Here is a 14,252-nt window from a genome sequence, read left to right as displayed (position 1 = left end):
ATGTGGTTAAAGCTTGTCATCATCGCACTACTGCTCTTTATTGTATTTAATTTATTCCGTGCGCTCTTTACGATGTTGCGTAGTGACCCCGGCACTGTCCGTATGAGTCAGTTTTTAGGCAAACGGGTGCTGTTCTCTGCCCTGGTTTTGGTACTCATTCTGCTAGCCATGGCCACCGGCATCATTACCCCCAACCCTCGCCCCTATTGAGTTGACAATGGCTGGGGTCTGCACCCCAGCGGCTCACAACACATACACCAGACAGAACACAATTAACCAAACCACATCGACAAAGTGCCAGTACCAGGCACCCGCCTGGAAGGCAAAATGTTTTTCCGGTGTGAAATGTCCTTTTATCACCCGCATCAACACAAAGAACAGGATCAAAGCACCTAGCAATACATGCATGCCGTGAAAACCCGTCAGTAAGAAGAAGGTGTTGCCGTAAACGCCGGAATCAAAGCGCAACCCCAGATCGCGATAGGCATGCACGTATTCATAGCCTTGCAGACAAAGAAAGATCATCCCCAGGATCAGGGTAATAGCCAACATACCAGTCAGTTGACTACGCTTATTCTGCTCTAACCCGGTATGAGCAAAGTGCAGGGTAATGGATGAAACCACCAGAATCACCGTATTGATAGCAGGCAAGCCCCAGCCCATGGCCTGAGTTTCCGTACCACCCGGCGTGGTCAGAAGAGGCCAGACAGCCTCAAAACCTGGCCACAAAATAGCACCGGTCATTTCGTTGTTGCTGGCGCCACCCAACCAGGGCACGGCAATAAAACGGGCGTAAAACAAAGCACCGATTAAAGCCGCAAAAAACATAATTTCGGACACGATGAACCAGCTCATGCCCTGCTTAAAAGAACGATCCATCTGCGGACTGTAAAGCCCTGCCATCGACTCATCCACCACATTTTTAAACCAGCCATACAGCATCACAAATAAAATTGCGATGCCAAACAAAAGCATATAACCGCCCCAGCCACTCTGGTCTTTGCTCATATCAATGACAAAAAAGCCCGCGCCAAGCGCAATAAAGAACAAAGCAATGGCGCCAACCAGCGGCCAGGGACTTTGATCGGGCACATAATATTTTTGGTAGCCTTCGTTATTCATTGTTATTCCCCAAATTCTGTTGCAGTGTCCTGGCCGCTGTCCTGCCACTGGCTGGTAACATCGTACAGGGTATAAGACAGCGTAATGGTACTAAACTGTGCTGGCAGCGCCGGATCGACATAAAACTGAAGTGGCATCAACATGTCGTTGCCACCGGCCAGGTACTGCTGGGTAAAGCAGAAACACTCTATTTTATGAAAGAACAGTGCTGCCTGACCCGGCGATACTGACGGTACGGCCTGGCCAACTATGGCCCGACCGGTTGGGTTCTCGGCCAGATAGTTCATAATATGGATCTCGCCCGGGTGCACCCGCATCCGGCGTACTTCCGGTTTGAAAATCCACGGCATTTGCTGATTGGGCCGGGCGATAAACTCAATGGTGATCTCCCGGCTGGTGTCAATAATGGCCGCTTCTGCCGATACCGGCTCGGACGCCGTTTTGCCATTGATGCCGGTGATGTCACAAAATACATCGTACAACGGCACCAGGGCATAACCGAACGCAAACATGGCGACCACCAACAAGCTAAGCTTGCCAATCAGGGTGCTGTGCTTCGCATTCATCACCGCCTCCTACTTGATCTCTGGTGGGGTATCAAAGGTATGGTAAGGTGCCGGTGACGGTACTTCCCACTCCAGCCCTTCGGCTCCTTCCCAGGGCTTAGCCGGTGCTTTTTCACCACCGCGCGCGCACTTGATCACCACCCACAGGAAGATCAACTGCGACAGACCAAACAAGAAACCACCAACGCTGACAAAGGCATTGAAGTCAGCAAATTGCAGCGCATAGTCCGGAATACGACGCGGCATACCTGCCAGGCCAACAAAATGCATCGGGAAGAACAACAGATTGACCGAAATCAACGAGCACCAGAAATGCAGCTGGCCCAGCTTCTCATCGTACATATGGCCAGTCCATTTCGGCAGCCAGTAATAGACGGCTGCTACGATGGAGAACACCGCACCGGACACCAGCACGTAATGGAAGTGCGCCACCACAAAGTAGGTATCATGGTACTGGAAATCAGCCGGGGTAATTGCCAGCATCACGCCAGATAAGCCGCCGATGGTAAAGAGCACAATAAAGGCCAGCGCAAACATCATCGGCACTTCAAAAGTCATAGCACCGCGCCACATGGTAGCCACCCAGTTAAACACCTTCACCCCGGTGGGTACGGCAATCAACATGGTGGTGTACATAAAGAACAGCGTCGCGAACACCGGCATACCGGTAGTAAACATATGGTGCGCCCAAACCAGAAACGACAAGATGGCAATACTGGCAGTGGCATAGACCATAGAAGCATAACCAAACAGTTTCTTACGGGCAAAGGTAGGTACAATGGCTGAAACAATACCAAAGGCCGGCAAAATCATGATGTACACTTCCGGGTGACCAAAGAACCAGAAAATATGTTGGAACAACACCGGATCACCACCACCGGCCGCATCAAAGAAACTGGTGGCAAAGTATTTATCAGTCAGCACCATGGTGACCACACCGGCCAGTACCGGCATTACCATAATCAGCAGAAAGGCGGTGATGAGCCAGGTCCAGACAAACAATGGCAGCTTCATCCAGGTCATGCCCGGTGCCCGCATATTGACGATAGTGACAATGACGTTGATGGCCCCCATAATGGATGAGATTCCCATAATGTGTACCGAAAACACAAACAACGCAGTACTATCATTGCTGTAAGTGGTGGATAAAGGTGCGTAGAAGGTCCAGCCAAAGTCCGGGCCACCGCCAGGCAGAAACATCGAGATAATCAGGATCAAAAAGGCAAACGGCAGGATCCAAAAGCTCCAGTTATTCATTCGTGGCAGCGCCATATCCGGTGCCCCAATCATCATCGGGATCATCCAGTTCGCCAGGCCGGTAAAGGCTGGCATCACAGCACCGAACACCATGATCAAACCATGCATGGTGGTCATTTGATTAAAGAATTGCGGGTCGACAAATTGCAAGCCTGGCTGGAACAGCTCCAGCCGGATCACCATGGCCATAGCGCCGCCCAGGAAAAACATCGCCAGGGCAAACATCAGGTAGAGACTGCCGATATCTTTATGGTTGGTGGTAAACAGCCAGCGTTTTATGCCCGTTGGCTTGTGATCGTGATGCGCATCATGCTGATCTGCAGTAGTTACTGTGCTCATGCTTTACTCCCCTTTGCCCTGCATGTACTCATAGACTTCAACCGCCTGCACCACATCGCCGGTATCATTGCCCCAGGCGTTTCGGGTGTAGGTGATGACGGAGGTCAGCTCACGCAAACTCAGCTGACGGGCAAAAGATGCCATCGAGGTACCAGGCCGGCCATCCACCATCACTTTGATATGCTCAGCGCGATCTTCCGTGGTGACGCGATTGGCTTTTAGCGCCGGGAACATGGGAGGTAAGCCTTCTCCGCTTGGCTGATGACAGGCAGCGCAATGCGCCAGATACACCCGTTCACCCAACGCCATTTGCTCATCAATGTCCATCCGCAGTGCCAGCAAACGTTGCTCTTCTTCACGGATAGCAGCAATCCGGGCTTCTTCTTGTTCCACCCAGATGGCAAAGTCTTCAGGTTCCTTGGCGATCACCACAATCGGCATAAAACCATGGTCCATACCGCACAGCTCGGCACACTGGCCACGGTAAATACCGGGTTCATTCACCATGGTCCAGGCTTCGTTAATAAAGCCTGGATTGGTGTCTTTTTTAATCGCGAAAGCAGGCACCCACCAGGAATGAATCACATCATCGGAAGTCATTAAAAAGCGGATTTTCTTGCCGGTCGGTATCACCAGCGGCCTATCGACTTCCAGCAGGTAATTATCACCTTTTGGCAAGCGGCCTTCTATCTGACCACGTGGGGTTGCCAGAATGGAGAAGTAATCGATGTTGTAATCCAGATACTCGTAATGCCAACGCCACTGCGAGCCTGTGATCAATACCGTGACATCGGAGTCACTGGTATCCTCCATCGCAATCAGTACCTTGGTGGCAGGAATAGCCATCACGATCAGGATCAGCACCGGGATCGCTGTCCAGATAATTTCCACTTTGGTACTTTCATGAAAGGTTGCGGGCTCTACGCCACGGGATTTCCGATGCAGGATAATGGATACAAACATCGCGGTGAATACTACCAGACCAATAGCGCAGCAGATCCAGAAAATCGTCATATGCAAGTCATAGACTCGCTGACTGATATCGGTTACTCCAGGGGTCATGTTAAACTGAGATCCAGTTGCATGAGCCTGGCCTGCCAACAACAAGGCCGGTAGCGACCAACGCCAACTTCTCGTTTTCGCCACGTTTACTTCTCCTCTGACATTTTGCAAAAAGCAAACTGCCGAAACGAAGCACACAGTACTACCCTAATCCATGCCGACATTTCGCAATTGCTGATTTGAATTTATTGTAATTATTTATCGCAACGCTTTGACACAACCAGCCAGGGATTGACAACTATCAAAGTTTTACGGAACAGGTGCTGTCCCTTTTTGGGTACTTATTTTTTCACCAGTTCTTGCCTAAGAATTATCCAAATCGTGCTCAGTGTAAACCCCTAAATAGCAAAAGCGCCGGCAAAACCAAGTGGTCGTACCAGCGCTCTTTCTATTTTTTGCTTCAGTAGTTTAGCGAAGAAGCAGTGCCAGGCTTATAGCCAGCTGCCATTGCGGATCACACCTACAGCCAAGCCTTCTATCTGAAACTCTTGCTGGCTGAGGTCAACTTGAATCACTTCGAAATCCTGATTCTCGGGATGCAATAAGACCATACTGCCCTGGCGTTCAAAGCGCTTTACTGTCACTTCATCATCGACCCGGGCCACCACCACCTGACGCTGCTCCGCGCGGCTGGTTTTATGGACTGCCAGGAGATCACCATCCAAAATACCGATATCCTGCATGCTCATGCCTTGAACCCGCAACAGGAAATCAGCATGAGGTTTGAACAGGTGCGCGTCCAGCTGATAATGATCCTGGATATTTTCTGCCGCCAGAATAGGCTGGCCGGCAGCGACCTTGCCAATCAGTGGCAAGCCTAGTTGTTCAGGTGCAGCATCGTCCTCTTCGATAATACGCAAACCCCGGGAAGTACCGGGCAACATTTCAATCACCCCTTTACGCGCCAGCGCTTTTAAATGCTCTTCGGCCGCATTGGCTGATTTAAAACCCAGTTGGCGGGCAATCTCTGCCCGGGTTGGTGGCATCCCGGTTTCAGCCTGGTAATCACGCAGTAACTGTAAAATTTCGGCCTGGCGTGCAGTAAGTGGTCTCATAATGCTGGCTACCTGTACAGTAAATACTGTCAGTATATACAGCATTTCAGCAAATGCCAAGTCGAAACAGCCAGCACTGCCGCCTCTGGTTTAGCCATGCTAAAATAGCGGTTTTATCTGGACGGAAGCTCGCTATGTTGCTGCGATTAAAGTGGCTCGCATCTCTACTGAAATGGCCATTGCGCCCTTTTGTGCGTTTTAAATTGTTGCCGGCCGATCCTGTTGCCGACTTGCAGTTGGATACCAAGCGGCCGATTTTTTATATTTGTCATACCGAGTCAGCCAGTGACCTGGCAACGCTGCGTCGGGTCTGTCAACAGCTGCAATTGCCTGATCCCCTTAGCACGGTGAAGCTGGGTTCTAAGCGTCATGCTCGCATTTTGTTTTTGGAGAAACCGCATCAGTTGCTGGGTGGTCGCCGCCAAACCACCGCCTTACAACAAGGACTGGCCTTGCTAGAAGCCCACCAACAGCAAGACGAGTTGAATGCCCAGCTGATCCCTGCTGCCATTCTATGGGGTCGTACTCCAGGCAAAGAAAACAGCATCAAGTGGCTGCTCGGTGAGGCCCATTCACCCAACTGGCTGGCAAAACTTTTAATCGTTCTGATTTCCGGCCGCCATACTTTGATCCGCTTTAGTCCACCGGTTCAGTTGCAACAGATGGCAGCACAATTTGGTGCTAACCCGGTGGTTGCGCGCAAGCTGTTGCGGATGTCACGCATTCACTTTTACCGGCAGCGGCTGGCAGCCACCGGCCCACGGTTGATGAGCCGCACACAACTGCAACACGCCATTCTGGCGCAACCAGCGGTGAAAAAGGCCATTGCCGATGAAGCGAAAACCCGTCAGATAACAACCGAAAAAGCCAGACAACATGCCCGTAAGTTACTGCTGGAAATTGCCGCTGATTACCGTGAATCAACCCTCAGGGTGGGCGACAGAGTCCTGAGCTGGTTATGGCACAAGCTTTATCATGGCCTGAAGATTCATCATAGCAAGCAGTTGCAGGAGCTGGCGCAAAAAGGCCATGAAATTGTCTATGTGCCTTGCCATCGCAGTCATATGGATTACCTGCTGCTGAGCTATGTTATTTATCATCAAGGCTTAGTACCACCGCATATTGCGGCCGGTGTGAATCTGAACTTTTGGCCAGCCGGCCCTATCTTTCGCCGTGGTGGCGCTTTTTTTATCCGGCGCAGTTTTAGCGGCGATAAGCTCTACTCCACCGTATTTCGTGAGTACCTGAGCCAATTGTTTAACAAAGGGTACGCGGTAAAGTTTTACCCGGAAGGTGGCCGTAGCAGAACAGGCCGGTTGCTGACCCCAAAAACCGGCATGCTGGCCATGACGGTGCAAACCCTGCTGCAAGGCACCGATCGGCCTATCACGCTGGTGCCGGTGTATCTGGGTTACGAACATGTGATGGAAGTGAATACCTACCTGAGCGAACTAAAAGGTTCAGCCAAACAAAAAGAGTCGGTATTTGGTGTCTTTAAAGCCATTCGTAAACTGCGTAATTACGGCTTTGGCTACATCAACTTCGCTGAGCCGATTTCATTAAATACTTATCTCTCCGAACGGGTACCCGACTGGAAGCGCCTGCGCGAATACAGCACTGTGCCTAAACCTGCCTGGTTAGGAAGCGTGGTGGATGAGCTGGCGGCCGACATTATGGTGCACATCAACCAGTCTGCAGCCTTGAATGCTATCAATCTGATTGCCTTGGTACTGCTGGCTACCCGCCATAAAGCCTTGGCTCGCTCTGAACTGGAGCAGCAATTAGAGCTTTATATCCGGCTGCAGCAATGCTTACCCTACCATAGCCGCATCAGCCTGCCAGAGCACAGTGCTGCCGACATGATCGAGCACGCCCTTGCCCTTGGCAAAATTCAGCAAAGCAGTGATCATTTTGGTCAGATCATCACGCTGGAGCCGGAGCAGGCGATCTTGTTAAGTTACTTCCGTAACAACATCATTCACTTATTTATTTTGCCTGCCATACTGGCATCGGCTCTGCTGCGACAACGGGATCTGAGTGGGCAACAACTAGCCGAAACCATGGCATTGCTTTACCCTTTGCTGGCTACCGAGCTCTACCTGAAAACAGAACACAGTGCTTTATCCGACCCATTGCTCGATTTTATGGCAAAAGCCGGCTTGATTGAGCAACCCGAGCAAGGACCCAGGCCTGTACCACAGCAAGACGCCGGCTATCGCCAACTCGGCCTGCTGGCAGGCATCGCCACAGATACCTTGCAACGTTATGCCATTGTGCTGAACCTGTTGCAACAAAGCTCAGGCTGGCAGCGTGCGCAGCTGGAACAACAAAGCCAGGCCTTGGCCGGCAGGCTACTAACTCTGCACGGCATCACAGCACCGGAGTATCTGGATAAACAGTTATTTGCCACCTTAATGAAGGCACTGCGTAAAGCGCAGCACCTGCAGATTGCCGATGATGGCAGCTTGCACGGCACCAACAGCCTGCGCCTGCTGACCGACACAGTCAATGCCATGCTGCATTCGGATGTGTTGCAAAGCATTCAGCGTCTGGTGCATAGCTGTGCCAACGGGCAGTGTCAGCCAGCCCTTTAGGCTGGCTTTGCAGTAACCGGATACTGACGAATCACTCCTTCCTGCATGGTCGAAGCCACCAGACGGCCGGCACGGTCATAGAACTGGCCGCGCACCAGGCCCCGGCCACCCGAGGCGCTTGGGCTATCCACCGCATACAGCAGCCAGTCGTCAAAGCGAAAATCCTGATGAAACCACATGGCATGATCGATGGTGGCCACCTGCATATTCGGCGCCATAAAGGAATGACCATGCGGTTGCAGCGCCGTAGGCAGGAAGTTAAAGTCCGATGCATAAGCCAGCAAGTACTTGTGTATCCGCAAGTCGTCCGGCATGGTGCCATTGGCTTTGAACCAGACATAGCGCTTAGGGGCACTGTGCTTAGGCTCGAACGGGTTCTGAAAATCAACCGGCCGCATTTCAATCGGTTTTTCACAAATAAACTTGCTACGAAGCGCAGCAGGAATTTTATCAGCATGTTGCTGGTAAAAGTCCAAATCCGATACCAGCTCATCGGGTCCCGGTACTTCCGGCATTGTATCCTGATGCTCGAAACCACTCTCCTCGCGCTGGAAAGAGGCGGTCAGGTAAAAAATAGCCTTGCCAAACTGAATAGCCCGCACCCGACGTGTGCTAAAGCTTTTGCCATCACGGATATTCTCCACTTCGTAGACGATGGGCTTGCTGGCATCACCCGGCCGCAAGAAATAGGAATGAAACGAGTGCACTTTGCGATCTTCTTCGATGGTTGCCTTGGCTGCCGACAAGGCCTGCCCCATCACCTGGCCACCAAATACGGCTTTAAAACCCAAATCCTGGCTCTGCCCACGATAGAGCCCTAGCTCGATGGGTTCCAGCTTCAGTAACGACAACAACTTATCCAATACCTGACTCATAGCAACCTGCATTTTGCTTTAACAACCTGAACGATGGCGCTAGTATAGCAATAAATTCCAAGACGGAAGCATTCACCTGATGGCATATTGGCTCTTTAAAACCGAACCGGAAGAACTCAGTATTGACGATTTGGCGGCAGAGCCAGCACGTAGTTTTGTCTGGGATGGTGTGCGCAACTATCAGGCCCGCAACTTTTTGCGCGACCAGGTGCAACTCAATGATTTGGTATTTATTTATCATTCCAGTTGCCAGCCCCCCGGCATAGCGGGTATTGCCCGTATCAGCCGAGCTGCCTATCCGGATCCTGCCCAGTTTGAGCCAACCAGTCCGTACTTTGATGCCAAAGCCAAACCTGAAGCTCCACGCTGGATAGCAGTGGATGTTCAGTTCACACAAAAGTTTGCCCGGTTTGTGCCACTCGACAAGTTGAAAAAAAGCAGTACACTGATTGAGATGCCATTGGTCCGAAAAGGCAACCGTTTATCGGTCATGCCAGTGACAGCAGCGCAGTGGCAGTTTATTGTTAGCCTGACGACTTAGTCCAATCAGGACTGTAACTTTTCGACGCAACTGGAAAATAAGGTGTTCAATCATGCAGACTGCTCTTATTGAAAGGCGCCAGTCGAACAGGGAAACGCAGCAAATCTGGGACGAACTTAATCTGGCCCAAAAATTCTCGGTCGCCGAATTACAGCGGTACGGTTACCAACTTGCTTTTGTCCGGCACTCCACCACCGGTAATCTGGCCGTACTGTTGGCCGGCAATCGGATCGCCGCCATCGATCAGGACGGCGAAATTGATACTGAGCCGAAAATTTCCGTGCGGCATTAAAAAAACAGCAGCCTGAGCTGCTGTTTTTTTATGTGCGTCAGTTCTGACGCTTTTCTGCGATGTACTGATGAATTTGTTGCTCCAGTACCTGCAGTGGCACACTGCCATTTTTCAGCACCTGATGGTGAAATTCACGTACATCAAAGCCGGCACCCAGTGCTTGCTCTGCTTCCTGACGCAAACGGCGAATGGTCAACTCACCCAGCTTGTAGGACAGCGCCTGACCAGGCCAACTGATGTAGCGATCAATTTCCGTCACCACATTGTGCATCGACAAAGCGCTGTTGCTGGCCAAAAAGTCGATCGCCTCTTGCCGGCTCCAGCCTTTGGCATGCAAGCCGGTATCCACCACTAAGCGCACCGCCCGCCACATTTCAAAGGACAGCCGGCCAAAGTTGTCGTATGGGTTTTGGTAAAAGCCCATCTCCAGACCAAGGTACTCCGCATACAGGCCCCAACCTTCACCAAATGCCGAGGTGTAAAAGCTTCGGCGGTAATCCGGCAACTGCGCCATTTCCTGCGATAGTGCAATTTGCAAATGATGGCCTGGAACTGCTTCATGCAGTGTCAGGGCTTCCATTTCATACAAAGGCCGGCGATTGAGCGCATAGGTATTGACCCAGTAGTAACCGGCATCCCGATCGGTATTAGCACTTAAATAACGACCTGTGGTGTATTTGGGTGCAATCTCATCTGGTACCGGTGCTACGCCGTATGGGGTTCTGGGCAACGTCTCACGCAGAAAAAACCGGGGCAAGGCAGCATCGGCTTTCTTCGACAGGTAAGCCGCATAATGCATTAGTTGCTGTGGGCTTTCGGCGTAGAATTTTGGATCGGTCCGTAAATAATTTACAAAATCGGCAAAACTTCCTTCAAAACCCAGAGAATCGATTACCTGCTGCATTTCAGCCCGGATACGAGCCACCTCGTCCAGACCGATCTGATGAATTTCTGCCGGTGTCAGCTGCAAAGTAGTGTAATGTTCTAACCGGTTTTGATAGTACGCATGGCCATCGGGCAGTTCACTGGCACCGATGCTTTGACGGGCATTGGGATAATACTCGCCCACAAAAAAGTCATAAAACGCCTGATAACTCGGATTCACCGCTTGCTGGATCAATACTTTGGCGCGCTCGGTCAGTTGCTGCCAGTCGGCATTAGCAATCCCTTCTGGCTGACGCCGGAATGGCGTATAAAACACATTGTCTTCTGCGCGCTCGGTCACATAGGCAATGATACTTTGTTCAAAACCACCGAGTACCTGTTGTGGCTGTGTCATGCCATCGGCCAGGCCCTGCCGCATCCAATCCATTTGCTGCTGAAAATACCGCGGCATCTGCTCTAGCTGACTCAGATAATTCTCGAAATCACTGTGCTGACGGAACCCACCCCGCTGCGCCATAAACGCCAGGCTATTGTGAAAACCAGACTCTGCAGTTAACGGCATGCGGTGAGCACCAAAGCGATACTGATCGTAGCTATTGGCCAACCGGTAGCGCAAAATGGCATGATTGATCTGATTTTGCTCAGACAAGGCCGATACATCTATTGCATCCAGCTGCGCCAGCCAGTCCTGCCGCTCGGCAGCCATCGCAGCCAGGTGGCTGGCAGATAGATCAGCCAGCGAACCAGCCACCGGTCTGCTGCGTTGCTGTTCCGCTTGCCATAACTCGGTAGCAAAAGTATCGAAAGTGGTATCCTGAAGTACAGGAATGGATGACGGGCTGGCACAGCCAAGCAGCATATAAGTAGCCGCACCCAAAATCATAAATCGCATGGTGTTCCCTCAACGTCGGTGTTGTTGCCAAATTCTAACCCGACTGTTACAGAAGTCCAGCAGCTACTAACGCTTCCACCGGTCCGTTAAACGCATTTCAACTGCCTTTAGCAATGACTGCTCACCGGCTTTGGAAGATTCCGGACTGAGCGTTAAAAAAAACTTGGCGAACGCAGCTGAAGCCGTTATGTTATAGGAAATTACAAGCGATACGTATTGCTTTGCCTGGCAAAACAACAGATCGCCTGGTTCTTGCTCTATCGAAGCAGAACTAGGTTTCATCAAGTATCCAAACGGAGTTCACCTTGTCATGATGTATAATGACCCGGTTGCCCTGGCGCGCGAAAAATCGTCTCAGGCAGCGGCTTTCCTGTTAAGGCACAATTTAGCGCCGCACCCGGTCAACTATACCGTCAGCTACGAATACAGCAGTGGTCAAAATGCTGGCTTGTGTCAGGCCATTGAGCAACGTGTTTCAGCTAAACTGCATTTTGATGACTTCATAATGGCTGAGTTTTACAGTCACTGGATTGAAAAATCCCCGCAACAGAACGAGCAACTGGTGCAGCGGGTAAGTGGTATGGTCAGTCGGCTGTCTGGTTGCACCAATCAGGCTCAGGAAGCGGCCAGCGATTATCTGGAACTGCTTGATCATCATCTGCCGGAATTAAGCAGCCAGGACCCAGCCCTTAAGTTAAATATGCTTCAGCTTATTGAAGCAACAGAAAAAATACGACTCAGTCACAAGCAGCTTTATCAACAACTGGATCATGCCAGTCAACAAAGCCAACAGCTACGCACTGAACTAAAGAAAATGAAGCAACAACGGTTGCTTGACCCCCTTACCGGCCTGTACAACCGATTGGCCATGCAAGAGCATCTGGAGCTTTGGCTTAGTGAGCAACCAGAACGACACATTGCAGCCATTGCTGTTGATCTGGATCATTTCCGCCAGTTTAACCGGGATTATGGCGATACCATCGGTGATGTCATTCTGAGTAAGGTGGCACGCAAAGTACGCAGCTATGTGCAAGACAGTGGTTTGCCGGTACGAGCAGGTGGGGAAGAGTTTTTAATTTTGCTACCGGATGTCGATTTACGTACGGCCAGTGAAATTGCTGAACAGGTACGAAAAGGGGTCGAAAAGCTGCGCTTTGTCTCGTCACGCAATAAGAAAACGCTGCCCAAAATCACTATTTCACTGGGAGTGTCCTTGTTTCAGGCAAAAGAGAACTGGCAACAGTTCCTGGCTCGCACCAACCAGATAGTGCAGTTGGCAAAACACCGGGGCCGTAACCAGGTCGCAACCGAGGTCATGCTGCAAACGATTTAAGCATCGCTGCCGGATCCGTTGGCGTCTTAGGGCCAGATCTTTTACACTAGCGGCTGAATTGATTTGCAAGGTTCTGACATGTCTGACCGCACTCCTAAAACCACTCATTTTGGCTACAAAACCGTGGCAGAAGACGACAAGGTCTCTTTAGTTGCCAATGTGTTTCATTCAGTAGCCGCCAAGTACGATGTCATGAATGATATGATGTCCTTTGGCATTCACCGGCTCTGGAAGCGCTTTACCATTGATTGCAGCGCCGTTCGGCCTGGCCAGAAAGTGCTGGATTTGGCCGGCGGCACAGGGGACTTAACCGCCCTGTTTTCCAAGCGGGTTGGCCCCAGCGGCAAAGTGATATTGGCCGATATCAATGCCTCGATGCTGGCAGTAGGCCGCGATAAACTGCGTGATCAAGGGCTGGTCGATAACATCGACTATGTGCAAGCCAATGCTGAAGCCCTGCCTTTTGCCGATAACAGTTTTGATATTATTACTATTGCCTTTGGCTTACGTAATGTTACCAATAAAGATGCAGCCCTGGCGTCAATGTTCCGGGTACTGAAGCCAGGTGGTCGTTTGCTGGTGCTGGAATTTTCCAAACCACAGTCCGAGCTGCTGAATAAAGCCTACGACTTTTATTCGTTCAATCTGTTGCCAAAAATGGGCCAACTGATTGCTGGCGATGCCGATAGTTATCAGTATCTGGCAGAGTCTATTCGCATGCATCCGGATCAGGACACCCTGCAACAGATGATGGAGCAAGCGGGCTTTGCTGAAGTCAGTTATCATAACCTGACAGGTGGCATTGTTGCGCTGCACCGGGGTTACAAGTTCTGATGCTGCGTTTGGGGCCACAACTGCTGTGCACTTTGGCTGAAAAAGCATTGGCTGAAATCATTGCAATGGATCCAGCAGCCATCACAAAGTTGCACCGGCTGGCAGGCCGCCAATTGGCCTTCCAATTGACCGAGTTCGACTGGCGCCTGGTGCTCACAGCCACCCGGCAAACTATCCTGCTGAATCTGCACGCAGAGCCTGTGGACTGTAGCATTCAAGCCGATTTGGTCAGCCTGCAGCAATTGCGCGATCCGAACCAGCTGACTCATTTAATCAAGCAAGAGGCCGTGCAGATTGAAGGTGACATCCAGGTAGCGCAACAATTCAGCAGCTTCTTTCAACAATTGCAACCCGATTGGGAGGCCAAAGCGGCCAGCTATCTTGGCGATGGCCTGACCCACAAATTGCAGCGACTGCTACAGCAACTCATTGCCTTGATTGGCGCCAAAAGTCGTGAGTTACAGCAAATGAGCCGTGAGCTGGTGCAAGATGAACTGCAACTGACACCCAGCAACTATGAACTTGAACAATTCAGTGCAGAGGTCAGCCAGTTGCATGCCAGGCTGGAGCAACTGCAATATCAACTGAAACAATGGCAGGAGTAA

14 protein-coding genes are annotated in these 14,252 nt (G+C 51.1%); 7 read left to right on the top strand and 7 right to left on the bottom strand.

Translation table 11 applies throughout. From position 1 onward, the window contains the following. Positions 1-210, top strand: a complete 210-nt coding sequence (locus tag ABC502_RS11995) for a DUF2909 domain-containing protein (protein ID WP_330088759.1) — start codon at positions 1-3, stop codon at positions 208-210. Positions 211-243: 33 nt separating this feature from the next. On the opposite strand, the gene ABC502_RS11990 is transcribed toward ABC502_RS11995, so the two are convergent. The 5 genes from ABC502_RS11990 to lexA form a co-directional block, all read right to left on the bottom strand. Then, a complete protein-coding gene (locus ABC502_RS11990) occupies positions 244-1,122 on the bottom strand; it encodes a cytochrome c oxidase subunit 3 (RefSeq protein ID WP_345916046.1) in 879 nt (292 codons plus the stop codon). A gap of 2 nt (positions 1,123-1,124) precedes the next feature. Next, positions 1,125-1,688, bottom strand: a complete 564-nt coding sequence (locus ABC502_RS11985; RefSeq protein ID WP_345916045.1) for a cytochrome c oxidase assembly protein — start codon at positions 1,686-1,688, stop codon at positions 1,125-1,127. Positions 1,689-1,697: 9 nt separating this feature from the next. Further along, positions 1,698-3,284 (bottom strand): cytochrome c oxidase subunit I, encoded by a 1,587-nt coding sequence (gene ctaD, locus ABC502_RS11980; RefSeq protein ID WP_330088762.1) that lies wholly within the window; start codon positions 3,282-3,284, stop codon positions 1,698-1,700. Between the two features lie 3 nt (positions 3,285-3,287). Further along, positions 3,288-4,391: a cytochrome c oxidase subunit II gene (gene coxB, locus ABC502_RS11975; protein WP_330088766.1), complete on the bottom strand. Its 1,104-nt coding sequence runs from the start codon at positions 4,389-4,391 to the stop codon at positions 3,288-3,290. A gap of 386 nt (positions 4,392-4,777) precedes the next feature. Beyond that, entirely contained in the window at positions 4,778-5,401 is a 624-nt protein-coding gene (gene lexA / locus ABC502_RS11970; protein WP_345916044.1) for a transcriptional repressor LexA, read from the bottom strand. 134 nt (positions 5,402-5,535) lie between these two features. Between lexA and plsB the strand changes: the two genes are divergently transcribed. Next, positions 5,536-7,995 (top strand): glycerol-3-phosphate 1-O-acyltransferase PlsB, encoded by a 2,460-nt coding sequence (gene plsB, locus ABC502_RS11965; protein ID WP_345916043.1) that lies wholly within the window; start codon positions 5,536-5,538, stop codon positions 7,993-7,995. On the opposite strand, the gene tesB is transcribed toward plsB, so the two are convergent. Beyond that, positions 7,992-8,870 (bottom strand): acyl-CoA thioesterase II, encoded by an 879-nt coding sequence (tesB, locus tag ABC502_RS11960; RefSeq protein WP_330088859.1) that lies wholly within the window; start codon positions 8,868-8,870, stop codon positions 7,992-7,994. The two genes, plsB and tesB, sit on opposite strands and share 4 nt — an antisense overlap. A gap of 79 nt (positions 8,871-8,949) precedes the next feature. On the opposite strand from tesB, the gene ABC502_RS11955 reads away from it, so the two are divergent. Next, positions 8,950-9,411, top strand: a complete 462-nt coding sequence (locus ABC502_RS11955; protein WP_330088858.1) for an EVE domain-containing protein — start codon at positions 8,950-8,952, stop codon at positions 9,409-9,411. Between the two features lie 52 nt (positions 9,412-9,463). Then, positions 9,464-9,703 carry a hypothetical protein gene (locus ABC502_RS11950; RefSeq protein ID WP_345916042.1) on the top strand — a complete coding sequence of 80 codons (240 nt, stop codon included), beginning with the start codon at positions 9,464-9,466 and terminating at the stop codon, positions 9,701-9,703. Between the two features lie 37 nt (positions 9,704-9,740). Here the strand turns inward: ABC502_RS11950 and ABC502_RS11945 are convergent, their stop codons facing one another. After that, entirely contained in the window at positions 9,741-11,480 is a 1,740-nt protein-coding gene (locus ABC502_RS11945) for a DUF885 domain-containing protein (RefSeq protein ID WP_345916041.1), read from the bottom strand. 310 nt (positions 11,481-11,790) lie between these two features. Here ABC502_RS11945 and ABC502_RS11940 point away from each other — a divergent pair, with 310 nt between their 5' ends. From ABC502_RS11940 to ABC502_RS11930, 3 genes are all read left to right on the top strand, one after another. Continuing rightward, entirely contained in the window at positions 11,791-12,813 is a 1,023-nt protein-coding gene (locus tag ABC502_RS11940; protein ID WP_330088855.1) for a diguanylate cyclase, read from the top strand. 78 nt (positions 12,814-12,891) lie between these two features. Next, entirely contained in the window at positions 12,892-13,647 is a 756-nt protein-coding gene (ubiE, locus tag ABC502_RS11935; RefSeq protein ID WP_330088854.1) for a bifunctional demethylmenaquinone methyltransferase/2-methoxy-6-polyprenyl-1,4-benzoquinol methylase UbiE, read from the top strand. Further along, positions 13,647-14,252: an SCP2 sterol-binding domain-containing protein gene (locus ABC502_RS11930; protein ID WP_345916040.1), complete on the top strand. Its 606-nt coding sequence runs from the start codon at positions 13,647-13,649 to the stop codon at positions 14,250-14,252. Before ubiE ends, ABC502_RS11930 begins: the two co-directional genes overlap by 1 nt.

This window comes from Alkalimonas sp. NCh-2 (assembly GCF_039631345.1).
GTDB lineage: Bacteria > Pseudomonadota > Gammaproteobacteria > Enterobacterales > Alteromonadaceae > Alkalimonas > Alkalimonas mucilaginosa.
Note: the sequence above shows the minus strand (reverse complement) of the source record. Positions and strands in the feature narration are given on the sequence as shown.

Excerpts from the sequence above, each read along its gene's own strand:
- ABC502_RS11995 (WP_330088759.1), top strand. The coding sequence starts at position 1 with ATGTGGTTAAAGCTTGTCATCATCGCACTACTGCTCTTTATTGTATTT.
- ABC502_RS11990 (WP_345916046.1), bottom strand. The coding sequence starts at position 1,122 with ATGAATAACGAAGGCTACCAAAAATATTATGTGCCCGATCAAAGTCCC.
- ABC502_RS11985 (WP_345916045.1), bottom strand. The coding sequence starts at position 1,688 with ATGAATGCGAAGCACAGCACCCTGATTGGCAAGCTTAGCTTGTTGGTG.
- ctaD (WP_330088762.1), bottom strand. The coding sequence starts at position 3,284 with ATGAGCACAGTAACTACTGCAGATCAGCATGATGCGCATCACGATCAC.
- lexA (WP_345916044.1), bottom strand. The coding sequence starts at position 5,401 with ATGAGACCACTTACTGCACGCCAGGCCGAAATTTTACAGTTACTGCGT.
- plsB (WP_345916043.1), top strand. The coding sequence starts at position 5,536 with ATGTTGCTGCGATTAAAGTGGCTCGCATCTCTACTGAAATGGCCATTG.
- tesB (WP_330088859.1), bottom strand. The coding sequence starts at position 8,870 with ATGAGTCAGGTATTGGATAAGTTGTTGTCGTTACTGAAGCTGGAACCC.
- ABC502_RS11955 (WP_330088858.1), top strand. The coding sequence starts at position 8,950 with ATGGCATATTGGCTCTTTAAAACCGAACCGGAAGAACTCAGTATTGAC.
- ABC502_RS11950 (WP_345916042.1), top strand. The coding sequence starts at position 9,464 with ATGCAGACTGCTCTTATTGAAAGGCGCCAGTCGAACAGGGAAACGCAG.
- ABC502_RS11945 (WP_345916041.1), bottom strand. The coding sequence starts at position 11,480 with ATGCGATTTATGATTTTGGGTGCGGCTACTTATATGCTGCTTGGCTGT.
- ABC502_RS11940 (WP_330088855.1), top strand. The coding sequence starts at position 11,791 with ATGATGTATAATGACCCGGTTGCCCTGGCGCGCGAAAAATCGTCTCAG.
- ubiE (WP_330088854.1), top strand. The coding sequence starts at position 12,892 with ATGTCTGACCGCACTCCTAAAACCACTCATTTTGGCTACAAAACCGTG.
- ABC502_RS11930 (WP_345916040.1), top strand. The coding sequence starts at position 13,647 with ATGCTGCGTTTGGGGCCACAACTGCTGTGCACTTTGGCTGAAAAAGCA.